We start from the raw sequence: 19075 nt of genomic DNA, 5'->3' as shown, positions 1-19075 counted from the left end.
AATGCCTGATGCGACGCTGTCGCGTCTTATCAGGCCTACAAACCGTTACCGACTCGCATCCGGCAATTGTGGGTTACGATGGCATCGCGATAGCCTGCTTCTCTTCAAGCAGCTTCTCGACTACGCCAGGATCGGCAAGCGTCGAGGTATCGCCCAGGTTGCTGGTATCGCCCGCCGCAATTTTGCGCAGAATACGGCGCATAATTTTGCCGGAGCGGGTTTTAGGCAGGGAGTCGGTCCAGTGCAGCACGTCTGGCGTCGCCAGCGGGCCAATCTCTTTACGCACCCAGTTGCGGACTTCTGCGTACAGTTCTGGTGACGGTTCCTCCCCGTGATTAAGCGTGACGTAGGCGTAGATCGCCTGACCTTTAATATTGTGCGGAATACCTACTACGGCGGCTTCGGCAATCTTCGGATGCGCCACCAGCGCCGACTCAATCTCCGCCGTTCCCAGACGGTGACCGGAGACGTTCAGCACATCGTCCACACGCCCGGTTATCCAGTAATAGCCATCTTCATCGCGACGCGCGCCGTCGCCGCTGAAATACATATTTTTGAAGGTGGAGAAGTAGGTCTGTTCAAAACGTTCGTGATCGCCAAACAGCGTACGCGCCTGACCCGGCCAGGAGTCGGTGATCACCAGGCTGCCTTCGGTAGCGCCTTCCAGCGGGTTACCTTCGTTATCGACCAGCGCCGGTTGCACGCCGAAGAACGGACGTGTTGCCGAACCGGCTTTCAGCTCGGTAGCGCCAGGCAGCGGCGTGATCATGAAACCGCCAGTTTCGGTCTGCCACCAGGTATCGACCACCGGACATTTCTCGTTGCCGATTTTTTTCCAGTACCACTCCCACGCTTCCGGGTTAATTGGCTCGCCCACGGAACCGAGAATGCGCAGCGACGAACGGTCGGTACCCTCGATCGCTTTATCGCCTTCCGCCATCAGCGCGCGGATCGCCGTGGGTGCGGTATAGAGAATATTGACCTGATGCTTGTCCACCACCTGCGCCATACGGGCAGGCGTCGGCCAGTTCGGTACGCCTTCAAACATCAGCGTGGTCGCACCGCAGGCCAGCGGGCCGTACAGCAAGTAACTGTGTCCGGTCACCCAGCCCACATCGGCGGTGCACCAGTAGATATCACCCGGATGATAATCAAAGACATATTTAAAGGTCAGCGCCGCGTACACCAGATAACCGCCGGTAGTATGCAGCACACCTTTTGGCTTACCGGTAGAACCGGAGGTGTAGAGAATAAACAGCGGATCTTCGGCGTTCATCTCTTCCGCCTGGTGCTGATCGCTCGCTTGCTCAACCAGGTCGTGCCACCACAGGTCGCGCCCTTCCTGCCAGTCAATTTTCCCGCCAGTACGCTTCAGTACCACCACATGCTCTACGCTGGTGACGTTCGGGTTTTTCAGCGCGTCATCAACGTTTTTCTTCAGCGGAATACTGCGCCCGGCACGCACACCTTCGTCGGAAGTGATCACCAGTCGTGAGTTGGAATCAATAATGCGCCCGGCAACGGCTTCCGGCGAGAAGCCGCCGAAAATCACCGAATGCACCGCGCCAATGCGGGCGCAGGCCAGCATCGCAACCGCGGCTTCCGGCACCATCGGCATATAAATCGCCACCACATCACCTTTTTTAATGCCCAGCTCGAGCAGGGTATTGGCGAAGCGGCAGACGTCGCGGTGCAGCTCTTTATAGCTGATATGTTTGCTCTGGCTGGCGTCGTCGCCTTCCCAGATGATGGCGGTACGATCGCCGTTTTCTTGCAGATGGCGGTCAAGGCAGTTTGCCGCCAGATTCAGCGTGCCGTCCTCGTACCATTTAATGGACACATTACCGGGGGCAAAGGAGGTGTTTTTCACCTTCTGGTAAGGTTTGATCCAGTCAAGAATTTTTCCCTGTTCGCCCCAGAAGGTATCAGGTACGTTAATAGATTGTTGATACATCGCCTCGTACTGCTGAGGGTTTATCAGGCAACGGTCTGCGATGTTGGCAGGAATGGTGTGTTTGTGAATTTGGCTCATGCTTTTGTTCTCCTTGTAGGATGTTAATAATATGTGGCATAAGCGTTAAATGTAGGGGTATTGGCAGTTTTGTTTAGTATTTGGGCGACAGATCACGCAAAAGTAGAATTGTGCAAATAAACGGCAGGGTAATTTTTGAAGGTCAGCAACAAAAGTTGATTAATTCTTTGAGGAACATGCAGTTATGCATGCTGTTGAAAAAGAGGAAGATACTGACTAACTCTAAAGTGGTATTTTACATGCACTTACAATTGATTAAAGACAACATTCACAGTGTGGTTATTTGTTACACATAGGGGCGAGCAATGTCATGACAGTGTAGGTGCGGTTACTGTCGTGAAAAACAATAAAAACCGCCATTGCAACAATGGCGCAATTCGGATGAAGCCCCTATGACAAGGATAAAAATAAACGCACGCCGTATCTTCAGCTTATTGATTCCTTTTTTCTTTTTCACTTCTGTTCACGCTGAACAAACGGCTGCTCCCGCAAAACCTGTAACTGTGGAAGCGAAGAATGAAACCTTTGCCCCGCAGCATCCCGATCAATATCTCTCCTGGAAAGCCACCTCGGAACAGTCAGAGCGTGTTGACGCCCTGGCGGAAGATCCACGGCTGGTGATCCTGTGGGCGGGGTATCCCTTCTCGCGCGATTACAACAAGCCGCGTGGACATGCTTTTGCTGTGACCGATGTGCGTGAAACCCTGCGTACCGGTGCGCCGAAAAACGCTGAAGATGGTCCGCTACCGATGGCATGCTGGAGTTGTAAAAGCCCGGATGTGGCGCGTCTGATCCAGAAAGACGGCGAAGATGGCTACTTCCACGGTAAATGGGCGCGCGGCGGTCCGGAAATCGTCAACAACTTAGGTTGTGCCGATTGCCATAACACCGCCTCTCCAGAGTTCGCCAAAGGCAAACCGGAGTTAACCCTTTCCCGTCCGTATGCGGCTCGCGCGATGGAAGCCATTGGTAAACCTTTTGAGAAAGCCGGACGTTTCGACCAGCAATCGATGGTTTGCGGTCAGTGCCATGTGGAGTATTACTTCGACGGCAAAAACAAAGCGGTTAAATTCCCGTGGGATGACGGCATGAAAGTCGAAAATATGGAGCAGTATTACGACAAAATTGCCTTCTCTGACTGGACTAACTCCCTGTCGAAAACGCCAATGCTGAAAGCGCAGCACCCGGAATATGAAACCTGGACAGCGGGCATTCACGGTAAAAACAACGTGACCTGTATCGACTGCCATATGCCAAAAGTGCAGAACGCCGAAGGCAAACTCTACACCGACCATAAAATTGGTAATCCGTTTGATAACTTCGCCCAGACTTGTGCGAACTGCCATACCCAGGACAAAGCTGCCTTGCAAAAAGTGGTCGCGGAACGTAAGCAGTCGATTAACGACCTGAAAATCAAGGTTGAAGATCAACTGGTTCACGCTCACTTCGAAGCGAAAGCAGCGCTGGATGCAGGCGCGACGGAAGCTGAAATGAAGCCAATTCAGGACGATATCCGTCATGCCCAGTGGCGCTGGGATCTGGCGATCGCTTCCCACGGCATTCATATGCACGCACCGGAAGAAGGTTTATGGATGCTCGGTACGGCGATGGATAAAGCGGCGGATGCACGCACCAAACTGGCGCGCCTGCTGGCGACCAAAGGCATCACCCATGAAATCCAGATCCCGGATATCTCAACCAAAGAGAAAGCCCAGCAGGCCATTGGCCTGAACATGGAACAAATCAAGGCCGAGAAGCAGGACTTCATCAAAACGGTGATCCCGCAGTGGGAAGAACAGGCACGTAAAAACGGTCTGTTAAGCCAATAACCCCGTTCCGCCTCGCAAGGGGCGGAAAACACAATGGAGTGAATATGAGCGTATTACGTTCGTTATTAACTGCCGGGGTGCTGGCGTCGGGCCTGTTGTGGAGCCTGAACGGAATTACCGCTACCCCTGCGGCGCAGGCATCTGATGATCGCTACGAAGTTACCCAGCAGCGTAACCCGGATGCCGCCTGTCTGGACTGTCATAAACCAGATACCGAAGGTATGCATGGAAAACATGCTTCCGTTATCAACCCGAATAACAAACTGCCGGTCACCTGCACCAACTGTCACGGCCAGCCATCACCGCAACACCGCGAAGGGGTGAAAGATGTGATGCGCTTTAACGAGCCGATGTACAAGGTTGGAGAGCAGAACAGCGTCTGTATGTCCTGTCATCTGCCGGAACAGTTGCAAAAAGCGTTCTGGCCGCACGATGTCCACGTAACCAAAGTGGCGTGCGCCAGCTGCCATTCCCTGCATCCACAGCAAGATACGATGCAGACGTTAAGTGACAAAGGACGGATTAAGATTTGCGTCGATTGCCACAGCGATCAGCGCACCAATCCGAACTTTAACCCGGCGTCTGTTCCGTTGCTTAAGGAGCAGCCATGACCTGGTCTCGTCGCCAGTTTCTCACCGGCGTCGGCGTGCTGGCAGCCGTCAGCGGCACCGCAGGGCGCGTGGTGGCGAAAACGTTGAATATCAATGGGGTGCGTTACGGCATGGTGCATGACGAGTCGTTATGCATCGGCTGTACCGCCTGTATGGATGCTTGTCGGGAAGTGAACAAGGTGCCGGAAGGCGTCTCGCGCCTGACGATTATTCGTAGCGAGCCGCAGGGCGAATTTCCTGATGTGAAATATCGCTTCTTCCGTAAGTCTTGCCAGCACTGCGATCATGCGCCGTGCGTTGACGTCTGCCCGACCGGTGCGTCTTTTCGCGATGCTGCCAGTGGGATTGTCGATGTTAATCCGGATCTCTGCGTCGGTTGTCAGTACTGCATCGCCGCCTGTCCGTACCGCGTGCGCTTTATCCATCCGGTCACGAAGACGGCGGACAAATGCGATTTCTGCCGTAAGACCAATTTGCAGGCCGGTAAGTTGCCCGCGTGCGTTGAAGCTTGCCCGACCAAGGCGCTGACGTTTGGCAATCTGGACGATCCCAACAGTGAGATTTCGCAACTGCTGCGCCAGAAGCCCACTTACCGCTACAAGCTGGCGCTGGGAACCAAACCGAAGCTGTACCGCGTACCGTTTAAATACGGGGAGGTGAGCCAATGACGCAGACTTCCGCATTTCATTTTGAATCGCTGGTGTGGGACTGGCCGATTGCCATCTACCTGTTTTTGATTGGTATTTCTGCTGGTCTGGTGACGCTGGCCGTGCTGTTACGTCGCTTCTACCCGCAGGCGGGCGGTGCAGACAGTACGTTGCTGCGCACCACGCTGATTGTCGGGCCGGGCGCGGTGATCCTCGGTCTGTTGATCCTCGTCTTCCACCTGACAAGACCGTGGACCTTCTGGAAGCTGATGTTCCACTACAGTTTTACCTCGGTGATGTCGATGGGGGTGATGCTGTTTCAGCTCTACATGGTGGTGCTGGTGCTGTGGCTGGCGAAAATCTTTGAACATGATTTGCTTGCCCTGCAACAACGCTGGTTGCCGAAGCTGGGGATCGTGCAAAAGGTTCTGAGCCTGCTGACGCCCGTTCATCGCGGACTGGAAACATTGATGCTGGTGCTGGCGGTGTTGTTGGGGGCTTATACCGGCTTTCTGCTGTCGGCGCTGAAATCGTATCCGTTCCTCAATAACCCGATCCTGCCGGTGCTGTTCCTCTTCTCCGGCATCTCGTCCGGTGCGGCGGTGGCGCTGATCGCCATGGCAATACGCCAACGCAGTAACCCGCATTCCACGGAAGCGCAGTTTGTACACCGTATGGAAATCCCTGTGGTATGGGGTGAAATCTTCCTGCTGGTGGCGTTTTTTGTCGGTCTGGCGCTGGGCGATGACGGTAAAGTTCGTGCGCTGGTGGCGGCATTAGGTGGCGGTTTCTGGACGTGGTGGTTCTGGCTTGGTGTCGCCGGGCTGGGGCTGATTGTGCCAATGTTGCTCAAACCGTGGGTCAATCGCAGTTCCGGCATTCCTGCCGTGCTGGCGGCGTGTGGGGCCAGTCTGGTCGGCGTGTTGATGCTGCGCTTTTTCATTCTCTACGCCGGACAGTTGACGGTGGCGTAAGCCAGAAAAGAGGTGGTTTCTGGACGTATTCCTTCCTGAAGTCGGTTTTCTGGCGTTGTTGTTAAGTCTCGGGGTCAACGTGTTGACCCCGTTGACGGCCTTTGCGGGAGTGCGGTTGCGCTGGCCTGCCATGATGCGACTCACTTGCATCGGCATTCTGGCGCAGTTCGCGCTCCTGCTGCTCGCCTTTGGCGTACTGACGTATTGTTTTCTCATCAGCGATTTCTCGGTCATTTATGTCGCGCAACATAGCTACAGCCTGCTGTCGTGGGAACTCAAGCTGGCAGCGGTGTGGGGCGGCCATGAAGGTTCGCTGCTGCTTTGGGTGCTGCTGCTTTCCGCCTGGAGCGCGCTGTTTGCCTGGCATTATCGGCAGCAAACCGATCCGCTATTTCCGCTGACGCTAGCCGTTTTATCTCTCATGCTCGCCGCACTGCTACTGTTTGTGGTGCTGTGGTCCGATCCCTTCGTGCGGATATTTCCACCAGCAATCGAAGGCCGCGATCTCAATCCGATGCTGCAACATCCCGGTCTTATCTTTCATCCACCGCTGCTTTATCTCGGGTATGGCGGTTTGATGGTGGCGGCGAGCGTGGCGCTGGCGAGTTTACTGCGCAGCGAGTTTGATGGTGCCTGCGCCCGAATTTGCTGGCGCTGGGCACTACCTGGCTGGAGCGCATTAACGGCGGGGATCATTCTCGGTTCCTGGTGGGCCTATTGCGAACTGGGCTGGGGCGGCTGGTGGTTCTGGGATCCGGTGGAAAACGCCTCTTTATTACCCTGGCTTTCTGCCACTGCGCTGCTGCACAGTTTATCTCTGACACGTCAGCGGGGGATTTTCCGCCACTGGTCGCTGCTGCTGGCGATAGTTACTCTGATGCTGTCGCTGCTGGGCACCTTAATTGTCCGTTCTGGCATTCTGGTTTCGGTTCATGCGTTCGCGCTGGATAACGTCCGCGCCGTGCCGTTGTTCAGCCTGTTTGCACTGATTAGCCTTGCGTCTCTGGCTCTGTATGGCTGGCGAGCGCGGGACGGTGGCCCGGCGGTGCGTTTTTCGGGGTTATCGCGGGAAATGTTAATCCTCGCTACGCTGTTGCTGTTTTGCGCAGTGCTACTGATCGTGCTGGTGGGAACGCTTTATCCGATGATTTACGGCCTGCTGGGCTGGGGACGCCTCTCCGTTGGCGCACCTTATTTTAACCGCGCGACGTTACCGTTTGGTCTGTTGATGCTGGTGGTGATTGTGCTGGCGACGTTTGTCTCTGGCAAACGCGCGCAGCTTCCGGCGCTGGTAGCTCATGCGGGCGTGCTGTTATTTGCCGCTGGGGTCGTGGTTTCCAGCGTCAGCCGTCAGGAAATCAGCCTGAATTTACAGCCGGGTCAGCCGGTGACGCTGGCAGGATACACCTTCCGTTTTGAGCGCCTCGATCTGCAAGCCAAAGGCAATTACACCAGCGAAAAAGCGATAGTGGCGCTGTTTGACCATCAGCAACGCATTGGTGAATTAACGCCGGAGCGGCGTTTTTACGAAGCTCGTCGTCAGCAAATGATGGAACCGTCAATTCGCTGGAACGGCATCCATGACTGGTATGCGGTCATGGGGGAGAAAACTGGGCTGGATCGTTACGCTTTTCGTTTGTATGTACAAAGCGGTGTGCGCTGGATCTGGGGAGGAGGATTGTTGATGATTGCAGGCGCATTATTAAGCGGATGGCGGGGGAGGAAGCGCGATGAGTAAAGGACTTCTCACGCTACTGCTGTTATTTACCTGTTTTGCGCGCGCTCAGGTTGTAGACACCTGGCAATTCGCTAATCCGCAACAACAGGAACAGGCGTTAAATATTGCCAGCCAGTTACGTTGTCCGCAGTGCCAGAATCAAAACTTACTGGAATCCAATGCGCCGGTGGCAGTCAGTATGCGCCATCAGGTTTACAGCATGGTGGCGGAGGGGAAGAACGAAGTCGAAATCATTGGCTGGATGACCGAACGCTACGGAGATTTTGTTCGCTATAACCCACCGTTAACGGGTCAGACGCTGGTGTTATGGGCGCTGCCAGTGGTGTTGTTACTACTGATGGCACTGATCCTCTGGCGAGTGAGGGCGAAGCGATGAAACAGCCCAAAATACCGGTGAAAATGCTGACAACACTCACAATATTGATGGTATTTCTCTGTGTCGGCAGTTATCTGTTAAGCCCAAAATGGCAGGCGGTACGTGCGGAGTATCAGCGTCAGCGCGATCCGCTACATCAGTTTGCCAGCCAGCAAACCCCGGAAGCGCAGCTTCAGGCATTACAGGATAAAATCCGCGCTAATCCACAAAACAGCGAACAGTGGGCGTTACTGGGCGAGTACTATCTGTGGCAAAACGATTACAGCAATTCGCTGCTGGCGTATCGTCAGGCGTTGCAACTACATGGTGAGAACGCTGAACTGTATGCGGCGCTGGCGACGGTGCTTTATTACCAGGCCAGCCAGCATATGACCGCCCAGACTCGCGCAATGATCGACAAAGCCCTCGCGCTGGACTCTAACGAAATCACCGCTCTGATGCTGCTGGCTTCCGATGCGTTTATGCAGGCGAATTACGCGCAAGCCATCGAACTATGGCAAAAAGTGATGGATCTCAACTCACCCCGGATCAACCGGACACAGCTGGTCGAGTCGATTAATATGGCGAAACTGTTGCAGCGGAGATCGGATTAATCATCTGGTGATGAAGATTATGTCATTGAGCTGCATAAAAAATAATCGAATGAACATATGCCAAAAATAATCACTAATCAGTATTATTGCAGATTAAACAAATAAAAATCTTTCCATAACAAATGGTTATTCATTAATCCTGCCATAAACTCGCGTTATTATGCATTAATGCAGCGAAAAGCTCTGTTGTTAAAGGGTTGCGCAACATACCGCGCAAATGATACTGATCATAAGCGTTAAAAAAATCTACAAACCAACGCAACACAATTCATGCCCTGGCAGTATGTCACGTTCTCGCGTTTCTGAACGGGGAACGGCGCTCCATTGAGGAAGTTATTCTGATGAAAAGTATAAAATTCAGCCTGGCCTGGCAGATTCTGTTTGCTATGGTGCTGGGCATTCTCCTGGGAAGCTACCTGCACTACCATAGCGACAGCCGCGACTGGCTGGTCGTCAATTTGCTCTCTCCGGCGGGTGATATCTTCATCCATCTGATCAAAATGATTGTTGTGCCGATTGTGATCTCCACGCTGGTGGTGGGTATCGCGGGTGTTGGTGATGCCAAACAGCTCGGGCGTATTGGCGCGAAAACCATTATTTACTTCGAGGTGATCACCACCGTCGCCATCATTTTGGGGATCACTCTGGCGAACGTCTTCCAGCCCGGTGCCGGGGTGGATATGTCGCAGCTGGCGACCGTCGATATCTCGAAATATCAGAGCACTACGGAAGCGGTACAAAGCAGTTCCCACGGCATTATGGGCACGATTTTGTCGCTGGTGCCGACGAACATTGTGGCGTCGATGGCGAAAGGCGAAATGCTGCCGATCATCTTCTTCTCGGTGCTGTTTGGTCTGGGGCTTTCCTCCCTGCCCGCGACGCATCGTGAACCGCTGGTGACCGTGTTCCGCTCCATCTCTGAAACCATGTTTAAAGTGACTCACATGGTGATGCGTTATGCACCGGTGGGTGTGTTTGCGCTGATTGCGGTGACGGTGGCTAACTTTGGTTTCTCTTCTCTGTGGCCACTGGCGAAACTGGTGCTGCTGGTGCATTTCGCCATTCTGTTCTTCGCGCTGGTAGTGCTGGGAATTGTGGCGCGCCTGTGCGGGTTAAGCGTCTGGATCCTGATTCGTATTCTGAAAGATGAGCTGATTCTGGCGTACTCCACTGCCAGCTCTGAAAGCGTACTGCCGCGAATTATTGAGAAGATGGAAGCCTACGGAGCACCGGCGTCGATCACCAGCTTCGTGGTGCCGACCGGTTACTCTTTTAACCTTGATGGTTCGACGCTGTATCAAAGTATTGCCGCTATTTTCATCGCTCAGCTGTATGGCATTGACCTGTCCATCTGGCAGGAAATCATTCTGGTGCTGACGCTGATGGTGACCTCGAAAGGGATTGCTGGCGTGCCGGGAGTGTCGTTTGTGGTGTTGCTGGCAACGCTGGGTAGCGTAGGTATTCCGCTGGAAGGTCTGGCGTTTATTGCCGGTGTTGACCGTATCCTCGACATGGCGCGTACTGCGCTGAACGTTGTGGGTAATGCGCTGGCGGTGCTGGTGATTGCCAAGTGGGAACACAAATTTGACCGCAAAAAGGCGCTGGCTTATGAGCGTGAAGTGCTGGGTAAATTTGATAAAACTGCGGATCAATAATTGAAGATTGCCGGGGATATCCACCCGGCAATGTGTGGATGCCTGATGCGACGCTGGTGCGTCTTATCAGGCCTACGCCAGACAGCGCAATAGCCTGATTTAGCGTGATTTTGTAGGTCGGATAAGGCGTTTATGCCGCATCCGACATCAACGCCTGATGCGACGCTTAACGCGTCTTATCAGGCCTACGCCAGACAGCGCAATAGCCTGATTTAGCGTGATTTTGTAGGTCGGATAAGGCGTTTACGCCGCATCCGACATCAACGCCTGATGCGACGCTTGCCGCGTCTTATCAGGCCTACGCCAGACAGCGCAATAGCCTGATTTAGCGTGATTTTGTAGGTCGGATAAGGCGTTTATGCCGCATCCGACATCAACGCCTGATGCGACGCTTAACGCGTCTTATCAGGCCTACGCCAGACAGCGCAATAGCCTGATTTAGCGTGATTTTGTAGGTCGGATAAGGCGTTTACGCCGCATCCGACATCAATGCCTGATGCGACGCTTGCCGCGTCTTATCAGGCCTATCTTAACCGTTGGTTAATTTTTCAAACTCTTCACACCCGGTATCAAACCCTTCCATACAGCTCAGGTTCAACCAGTGCAGCGCCTTTTGCTTGTTCTTCTCGATAAAACCTTCTTCACCGTTTAAGAACATCATTCCCGCCCAGTACTCGGAATAACCGGTTCGGGAAATTGCAGAGCTGCGTTTGAAATACCAGGTTGCCTTGTCATCGTCGGCCTTAATGCCCACGCCGTTGGCGTAAATCAAACCAAGCAGCATTTGGGCATCGACGGCAGAGTCGTTCTCCAGATCTTCCGAGGCGTTTTCTAACAGCGAAATTGCCTTTGGATAATCCGGTTTACCCGCTTGAGTATTTACCAGAATATGCGCCAGCGTTACTTCACCTTCTTTACTGCCCGCTTGCGCCGCTTTCTCTGCAAGAACTTTTGCTTGTGGATAGTCCAGACTGACCGGATTGGTGATTTTGATCTGCGCCAGCAGCGCGCAGGCATCAGCATCACCGCTGTCGGCGGCTTTCTGTGCCCAATATTCGGCTTTGCTCAAATCGCCGGAGCTAAACCAGCTGTCGGCAAGAAAATATTGTGCGCGTCGGTCCCCGGCCTCTGCTGCCTTTAAATACTGGCTGCCAGGCTCGGAGTCGTTGGCGTGGGCAAAGAATGTCAAAAACAACATCAATGCGATAATTTTTTTCATTTTGATAATACGATTGGGTAGGGAGTAACCAGTATAAAGAGTTCGAATGGATAAAAAAACAGCCTCCGAAAGGAGGCTGTAGAAAGGACGGTATTACGCCAGTGCCGCTTCGCGCAGGCGAGTTTTCAACTTGTTGTACTCGTCAATCACGTACTGCTCGGCGGCGCGCTGATCGGCGATCGGCTCGACGCGCACGGCGCAGTATTTGTATTCCGGCGTTTTCGTAATCGGGCTTAAGTTTTCGGTAACCAGCTCGTTACAGGCACCAATCCACCACTGGTAGGTCATGTAAATCGCCCCTTTGTTCGGACGATCGCTGACCTGCGCACGGGTGATAATTTTGCCTTTACGCGAGTGCACCCAAACCAATGCCTCATCTTCAATACCCAGACGTTTGGCGTCTTCGGTATTGATTTGTGCGTAGCCAGGTTCATCAGCCAGCGCCGCCAGTGCCGCACAGTTACCGGTCATCGAACGGCAAGAGTAGTGACCAACTTCACGCACCGTTGACAGTACCATCGGGTACTCGTCGGTGAGTTTGTCGATTGGCGCTACCCAGTCGCAGGTGAAGAACTGCGCCAGACCGTTCGGGGTATCAAACTTCTCTTTAAACAGATAAGAAGTCCCCTGATCGGCATCTGAAGTATCGCGGCAAGGCCACTGAATGAAGCCCAGTTCGCCCATTTTCTCGTAAGTCGCACCGTAGAAATCCGGGCACAGATGACGCAACTCATCCCAGATCTCCTGGGTGTTGTTGTAGTGCATCGGATAACCCATACGGGTGGCGATTTCACTGATGATTTGCCAGTCCGTTTTCAGATCCCATTTCGGTTCAACCGCCTTGAAGAAACGCTGGAAGCCACGGTCAGCCGCAGTAAACACGCCTTCATGCTCGCCCCACGACGTTGACGGTAAAATAACATCCGCCGCCGACGCGGTTTTGGTCATAAAGATGTCCTGAACGATAACCAGTTCCAGATCTTCAAAGGCTTTACGTACTGCCGACAGCTCCGCGTCAGTTTGCAGCGGATCTTCGCCCATAATGTACGCGGCACGCACTTCGCCATGCGCTGCGCGGTGCGGTAGCTCGCTGATGCGATAGCCGGTATGCGCTGGCAGGCTTTCCACGCCCCAGGCTTTGGCGAATTTCTCGCGGTTAGCCGGATCTTTCACGTACTGGTATCCCGGATACGTATCCGGCAGCGCGCCCATATCGCAGGCACCCTGTACGTTGTTCTGACCACGAACCGGGTTAACACCCGCATGTGGCTTACCGAGGTTACCGGTCAGCATCGCGAGGCTGGTCAGAGAACGCACGGTTTCCACGCCCTGGTAGAACTGGGTTACACCCATGCCCCACAGGATGGCGGCGCTTTTCGCCTGGGCATACATCCGTGCCGCCTGACGAATCTCACTGGCGCTGACGCCGGTGATATCTTCAACCGACTCCGGCGTGTAGCCTTCAACGATTCTACGATACTCTTCAAAGCCTTCTGTACGGGAAGCGACGAATGCTTTGTCGTACAAATTTTCTTCAATAATGACATGGCCCATCGCATTCAACAGCGCGATGTTCGAGCCGTTTTTCAGTGCAATGTGCATGTCAGCAATGCGCGCGGTTTCAATTTTGCGCGGATCGCAGACGATAATTTTCGCCCCGTTACGTTTAGCGTTAATTACGTGATTCGCTACGATTGGGTGGGAATCCGCCGGGTTGTACCCGAAAACGAACACTAAATCGGTATTATCAATTTCGTTAATAGCATTGCTCATTGCGCCATTACCGACCGATTGGTGCAGACCTGCAACCGATGGGCCGTGTCAGACACGAGCGCAGCAGTCAACGTTATTGGTACCAATAACGGCGCGCGCAAATTTTTGCATTACATAGTTGGTTTCGTTACCCGTACCACGCGAGGAGCCGGTCGTCTGGATGGCATCCGGACCGTACTTCTCTTTGATGGCGCTCAGGCGCTCGGCAACGTAATTCAGTGCCTCATCCCAGGAAACAGGTTCGAGTTTGCCGCCACGCTGGCGACGGATCATGGGGGTTTTCAGGCGCGGGGTCAGGATCTGGGTATCGTTAATGAAGTCCCAGCCATAATAACCCTTCAGACACAGGGTACCCTGGTTGGTTTTCCCCTGCGCTGCCTCCGCCCGGACGATTTTGCCGTTATCGACGACCAGGTTGATTTTGCAACCTGATGCGCAATAGGGGCAAACCGTGACGACTTTTTTCATCGGTCTCGCTCCAGTTAATCAAATCACGCATACGCGCTCTCGACTACAGTATGCATCTTTTATGCCACATTTTATGTGGGGTCATTCCCTGAGATTACGGGCACTATTTATTCAAAACTCTGACGAAAAACAGGCTGTCGTCAGTTTTGACGTGACGAAACGAAATACCGCGTGACAGCCATCACGCGGCAGACATTTTATTTTTTCTCGACGACGGGACCTGCCTGATACCCGCCGCCCAGCGATTTCATCAACTGAATGCTTTGGATCACCCGGCGGCTGTCCAGCAGCAGTAATGACATCTCTTCGGCAAGCACTGGCAACCGGGCTTCGGTGGCCTGTAAGCGGCTGGTTAAGCCGCGCTGATAGGCGGCCTCGGCAGCGCGCTGGGTAAAGCGCGTGGCTTCCACGCGTTCAGCCTGCATTTCTCGCTCGTCGTTGAGCGTTTGCAGACGCGTGCCGTTGACGGCAACGTCACGCACCGCGTTCAGTACTGACTGGTTGTAACGTTCAATCATCATGTTGCTGGCGGCGCGCGTGCCTTCGAGATTGGCATTCAACCGTCCACCGTCAAACAGCGGCAATTTCAGACCCGGGATGAAGTTGAACTGGCGACTGGTTTTTTTGAATAAGGTATGCAGATGGATGGAGTCCAGACCGAAAAACGCTTTGATATCAAAGCTCGGATAGAACAACGCCCGCGCGGAATCCACCTGATCTAATGACGCCTGAACATACCAGCGCATGGCTTGCAGATCCGGGCGTCTGGCGAGCAACTCATAAGAGAGTGTCGCCGGAATGCCGGTCTGGACTTGCGGTAATGCCACCGGTCTGATCTCCGGCATATCGCTGGCTCCCGCGCCAATCAATGCACGCAGAGATTCTCGCGTTTCGGTGATTTGCCCTTTGACGGCAACAATTTGTTTATCGACCGCCAGAATCTGTGCCCGCGCGCCGTGGAAAGGCACTTGCGCTTCCAGACCGTGCGCCACTTTACTCTGGTGCGCTTTCACCGCGTAATCAATCACATCGTGAGTTTGTTCTAACAGATCGAGCATCTGATAGCTGGCCTGCATACTGTAATAAAGCTGCGCTACGCCCGTGGCCAGCGATAGCTCTACTGCTGCGGTTTCTGCCAGCGCGGCATTATGCGCGCCAATGGCGGCGGCAACCGCTGAGCGATGCACACCCCACAAATCAAGATCCAGTCCGGCAAACAAACCTACTGTGGCTTCCGTATAGTACGGCCCGTCCATACCCAGTGCTGGCGCATCCATTGAATAAGGGCTTAAAAAGCCGTTCGCCGAGACACGTTGGCGGTTGAGCATCCCTAACGCTGCGACCTGTAATTGTGAACCGGCATCTAACAAATCGGCCTGGGACTGCGCTTTTTCTTCCCGCAGTTTCGCTTCGGCGAGGGTGTGTGAACCACTTAGCGTCCGTTGGATCAGCGCATCCAGCTGCGGGTCATTGAGTTGTTTCCACCACTGCGCCTGCGGCCAGCCGGAGCTGGCAAGATGAATATCGTCGGCCAGTTTGATTTGTTCCGGTTTGAGCTGTTGATGAGGTGCAGAATCCTTACGTACCAGGGCACAGCCGGAAATCAGCGTCGTGCTGCCGAGAATGCTGCACAACAGCAGACGTGAAAGTTGACGATTGATCATTGCGTGGCTCCTTGTGCCTGTTCCGTGGCGGGCGTTAATGCCGGGGCTGTCCAGTCTGGCAAGCGGGCGAAAAGCTGGCAGACGTGTTGCTCCTGTTTTAATAAGGTGGGCAGGATGGCCTGAGAGGCGGGTGTCTCTTCAAGCGTTATTTGAGGAGAACGGCTGAGTGCGGTTGCCAGACCGGCAGCGTATTTCTCCAGGGCGTCGGCAAACTGACCTGCTCTGTCCGGCTGTAGTGCGTTATCCAGCGCCTGCGCCGAGTTCCAGGTGGCATCCCAGGCGTGAAGAAGATCGCGGCCCTGACGAATAACCGTTTGCGAACGTTCAATCAGTAATGCGCGTTCTTCGCTGTCCAGTTGACGCTCCAGCGCCACGCGTTGGCACATCTCTTCACAGGCATTAAACGCCGCATGCAGACCGATACGAATTTGCAGATAAGTGCGCAGAGCCGTGACTTCCTGCTGGCGTGGGATCCGCATTACTTTACTTAACATACCCAGCGTGCCAGCCAGTTTTTGCGGCAGTGTGCGCGCTTCACTTTCAGGCCAGACAAAGGTGTAAATCACCGCGGACACCACGGTACCAATGATGATACCCAGGGCGCGATCGCGAATTTCCACCAGGTCGTACACTGGGCCAAAAACGTTTTCGAGCGTGGCGAGCGCGAAGGTGACCACCATCTGTGTGCCGATATAAGAAGAGCGTTCAGAGCTGGTGGCAATCCATGCGCCCAACAGGAAAATCGGTGCCAGCACAAACAGCAATTCGACAATATTGTCCAGCCAGGGCATGACCAGTAGCGTGAATAACAGCGCCAGAATCGCGCCGCAAAAGGCCCCGCCAAAACGCAGCACCATCTTCTGGTACGACGAACCGACATTTGGGTTAGCGACGATCACGCATGTCAGCATACAGGTGTGAATGCCTTCCCAGTCCACGCCGCTGTAAAAGGTGTAACAGATCAAACAGGCGAGCAGCGTTTTTACCGCGTAGCGCATATAGTCTGGATTGGTAAAAGCATCGGCGGCCATTGATGGCGGTTTGGCTGCGGGCGTTGGCGGCGTATTCGGGTCCATCTGACCCAGTTGTAACAACGTCTGGCAGATATTCTCCAGGTTACATTCCCGTGCCGCCATCGCTTCACTTTCACTGATCCGCCAGTCGCTTTGCCAGCACTGACCTTCAGCAACGGCATGCTGCAGCTTGTTGATTTCTGAAGCTAATTTTTGTCGGAATTCAATAATTGCCTGAGAATCAGCAAAAGAGGTGGGATCGTAGCGATTCAGCGTCGAGTAAATGTAGGTTACCGTTGCCACGCAGCTTTGCCACCATGCGTTTTGAGTTCGCCAGTTGGCATCGTCCGCGAGGCAAAAGACATTGAGTTTTTGTAGCGCCAGCGCCTCTCTTTCAATCCGCGTTTCGGGTAGCGGTGCGAGGCTGTCTGTCAGGTGACTAATGGCATCATCAAGCCGATCATTAAGCGCCTGATGCATTTGCGAAATGGCACGACTGGGAAACCACAGCACGCCGATTAACGTCATCAGCAAGGTTGGATAGAGGCCAACAACGATACACCACAGCGTTAAGCGCACGACCACTTCCGGATAGTCGAGCATGGCGGGGAAGGTTTGCCCGTAAATAGCGACAATGGCGACGGCGAAAAAGACCAGCCCCAAGCGATGGGTGCGCATCAAAAACATGCAGCCCATCAGGATCGGTCCGGCGATGATCAATCGGATCAACGGTTCGCCGTATGACCATTTGTAGATCAAAAACAGGCTGCCGATCTCCAGCACCGTGGCAACCACAAACAAGATCGCGACAAATTTGGTGTAAAACGCGTTCGACTGAATACCGTAAAACAGCACTGCCAGCGATAACGCCACAAAAGGGATCTCAAAGGTCATCGAGATCAGAATCACCAGCAGGCAGCCTACCCAGAGTTGCACGGTCTGCGGCACGCGACCTGGTCGCCGCTCGCTTAACTCTTCATGAAAGAACGCCAGCAGCCTGACCACCGGTAATGGCAGGGAGTTGAGCGCGCTCATTATTGCGGCTCAAGATTAGCGACTGCCGAAGCGCCGATGCGGAACATTTCCGGGTCAGGTTTATCGACCATGATTTTGACCGGAAAACGCTGGGCAACGCGGACCCAGTTAATAGAACGAGACACTTTCGGCAGGCCGCCCAGCACCAGGCCGCCGTCATCCGGTAGCACGCCGTAGCCAATCGAATCCACTTTACCCTCGAAGGTTTTGCCGCTGTCACTCATCAGGCGAATCGTTGCGGGTGTACCTGAGCGAATATTTTTCAGATCGGTTTCGCGGAAGTTGGCGATCACATACCAGTGACGAGTGTCGATTAGGGTAAAAATAGGGCGCATGGCAGAAGCAAATTGCCCGACGGAGGTTTTGAGGGAAATGACCCGGCCATCAAACGGCGCGCGAACGGTCGCCATTTCCAGATGCAGTTTGGTCAGGGCAATATCCGCTTCGACCGCCGCACGCTGGGCAACTAATGCATCCACGCCGCTGACGGCGCTGGCGGCTGACTGCGCCTGTAACAATACGGCATTAAGATCCGCTTCTGCGGCGCGCTGCGCCGTTCTTGCACGGTCAACATCTTCCGCTGAGACAAAACCTTCTTTCAGTAATGGCTCGGTGCGGCGTAATGTATCTGTGGCCTGTTTCGCGGCGGCACGGGCTTTTTCTACCGTGGCATTAACCGAGTCGGCACCAAACTGTTGCGCGTCAACGCTACGCTGGGTGAGCATAATTTGCTTATCCAGCGCCGCGAGGGAGGCTTCAGCTTTCGCCAGATTGGCTTCGTACGGGCGCGGGTCGATGCGGAACAGCAAATCGCCCTGTTTGACTGCCTGGTTGTCGGTGACCGCCAGTTCTACAATGCGGCCGCTGACTTCCGGTACCACATCAATGGTATCTGCTGACGCGTAAGCGTCATTAGTTGATGGCGCACTGTCTACGCGCCAGATAACGAAAACAAGGGCAACCAGCGCCAACGCAACCACTAACAGAGCAGGGAATTTACTGCGAGGAGCTTTTTTCGGCGTACTTTCCATGAGCGCGTCTCAAATAGATTAGAAAAATGCCAGCCAGAACAGCATGGCGTAGAGAGCAAAAAGGGCGGTATAAATAATTCCGACAAATGCCAGATTGATATTTGCCCGCTGAATAACTCGCCTCGTGATGAGCGTCAAAATAAGGCTGGCAATGGCGCAGAAAAACCAGCTGGGATAATAAGCGCCGATCACCGGGATTGCCGGAGATAATGAGCATCCCGAAACCATGAAGACGGGAATTATCCAGGCTGTTTTTTTGAGTTGCATCGCCATGCGAGAGAGAACTGTTGGCATATTAAATACATCCTGTCTGCTGCGAACAATATCTGTAGTGAATATCAATATCCATTGAAGGCGTCAGTATGGCTATTTTCTTGATGAATAAAAATAGCTTTATTCAGCCACCGCATTCATAAC

At 53.8% G+C, this 19075-nt stretch carries 15 protein-coding genes; 8 read left to right on the top strand and 7 right to left on the bottom strand.

Features of this window, described 5'->3' with window-relative positions; genetic code table 11:
* Positions 1–73 precede the first annotated feature (73 nt).
* Complete coding sequence (acs, locus tag K0778_RS12725; protein ID WP_000078239.1) at positions 74–2032, bottom strand: acetate--CoA ligase; 1959 nt, start codon at positions 2030–2032, stop codon at positions 74–76.
* A gap of 392 nt (positions 2033–2424) precedes the next feature.
* Between acs and nrfA the strand changes: the two genes are divergently transcribed.
* The 8 genes from nrfA to gltP all read left to right on the top strand — a co-directional run bounded on the left by nrfA (position 2425) and on the right by gltP (position 10455).
* Positions 2425–3861, top strand: coding sequence for an ammonia-forming nitrite reductase cytochrome c552 subunit (nrfA, locus tag K0778_RS12720; protein WP_063084652.1), 1437 nt, complete (start codon positions 2425–2427; stop codon positions 3859–3861).
* A 44-nt stretch (positions 3862–3905) separates the two neighbouring features.
* On the top strand, positions 3906–4472 hold the full coding sequence (nrfB, locus tag K0778_RS12715) for a cytochrome c nitrite reductase pentaheme subunit (RefSeq protein ID WP_001295391.1): 567 nt from the start codon (positions 3906–3908) through the stop codon (positions 4470–4472).
* On the top strand, positions 4469–5140 hold the full coding sequence (gene nrfC, locus K0778_RS12710) for a cytochrome c nitrite reductase Fe-S protein (protein WP_000220281.1): 672 nt from the start codon (positions 4469–4471) through the stop codon (positions 5138–5140). Before nrfB ends, nrfC begins: the two co-directional genes overlap by 4 nt.
* The gene (gene nrfD, locus K0778_RS12705) at positions 5137–6093 is read left to right on the top strand and encodes a cytochrome c nitrite reductase subunit NrfD (protein WP_000195171.1); all 957 of its coding nucleotides are present in this window, start codon (positions 5137–5139) and stop codon (positions 6091–6093) included. Before nrfC ends, nrfD begins: the two co-directional genes overlap by 4 nt.
* Positions 6094–6112: 19 nt before the next feature.
* Positions 6113–7831 (top strand): heme lyase CcmF/NrfE family subunit, encoded by a 1719-nt coding sequence (locus K0778_RS12700; RefSeq protein WP_071586153.1) that lies wholly within the window; start codon positions 6113–6115, stop codon positions 7829–7831.
* On the top strand, positions 7824–8207 hold the full coding sequence (gene nrfF / locus K0778_RS12695) for a heme lyase NrfEFG subunit NrfF (RefSeq protein WP_000033487.1): 384 nt from the start codon (positions 7824–7826) through the stop codon (positions 8205–8207). Before K0778_RS12700 ends, nrfF begins: the two co-directional genes overlap by 8 nt.
* Complete coding sequence (nrfG, locus tag K0778_RS12690; protein WP_000812892.1) at positions 8204–8800, top strand: heme lyase NrfEFG subunit NrfG; 597 nt, start codon at positions 8204–8206, stop codon at positions 8798–8800. Before nrfF ends, nrfG begins: the two co-directional genes overlap by 4 nt.
* Before the next feature lie 341 nt (positions 8801–9141).
* A complete protein-coding gene (gltP, locus tag K0778_RS12685; RefSeq protein WP_000835799.1) occupies positions 9142–10455 on the top strand; it encodes a glutamate/aspartate:proton symporter GltP in 1314 nt (437 codons plus the stop codon).
* A 529-nt stretch (positions 10456–10984) separates the two neighbouring features.
* Here the strand turns inward: gltP and yjcO are convergent.
* From yjcO to K0778_RS12655, 6 genes are all read right to left on the bottom strand, one after another.
* Positions 10985–11674, bottom strand: coding sequence for a Sel1 family TPR-like repeat protein YjcO (gene yjcO / locus K0778_RS12680; protein ID WP_000719886.1), 690 nt, complete (start codon positions 11672–11674; stop codon positions 10985–10987).
* 93 nt (positions 11675–11767) lie between these two features.
* Complete coding sequence (fdhF, locus tag K0778_RS12675) at positions 11768–13915, bottom strand: formate dehydrogenase subunit alpha (RefSeq protein WP_077625433.1); 2148 nt, start codon at positions 13913–13915, stop codon at positions 11768–11770.
* A gap of 197 nt (positions 13916–14112) precedes the next feature.
* Positions 14113–15579, bottom strand: coding sequence for a multidrug efflux transporter outer membrane subunit MdtP (gene mdtP, locus K0778_RS12670; protein ID WP_063084650.1), 1467 nt, complete (start codon positions 15577–15579; stop codon positions 14113–14115).
* Positions 15576–17627, bottom strand: coding sequence for a multidrug efflux transporter permease subunit MdtO (gene mdtO / locus K0778_RS12665; RefSeq protein ID WP_001275207.1), 2052 nt, complete (start codon positions 17625–17627; stop codon positions 15576–15578). Before mdtO ends, mdtP begins: the two co-directional genes overlap by 4 nt.
* Positions 17627–18658 carry a multidrug efflux transporter periplasmic adaptor subunit MdtN gene (gene mdtN, locus K0778_RS12660; RefSeq protein ID WP_000446378.1) on the bottom strand — a complete coding sequence of 344 codons (1032 nt, stop codon included), beginning with the start codon at positions 18656–18658 and terminating at the stop codon, positions 17627–17629. Before mdtN ends, mdtO begins: the two co-directional genes overlap by 1 nt.
* A gap of 18 nt (positions 18659–18676) precedes the next feature.
* The gene (locus K0778_RS12655; protein WP_001295389.1) at positions 18677–18952 is read right to left on the bottom strand and encodes a YtcA family lipoprotein; all 276 of its coding nucleotides are present in this window, start codon (positions 18950–18952) and stop codon (positions 18677–18679) included.
* Positions 18953–19075: the final 123 nt, after the last annotated feature.

The sequence above is a fragment of the Escherichia sp. XD33 genome, from assembly GCF_019375075.1.
Lineage (GTDB): Bacteria > Pseudomonadota > Gammaproteobacteria > Enterobacterales > Enterobacteriaceae > Enterobacter > Enterobacter flexneri_A.
This window is presented reverse-complemented; position numbering and strand designations above follow the sequence as displayed.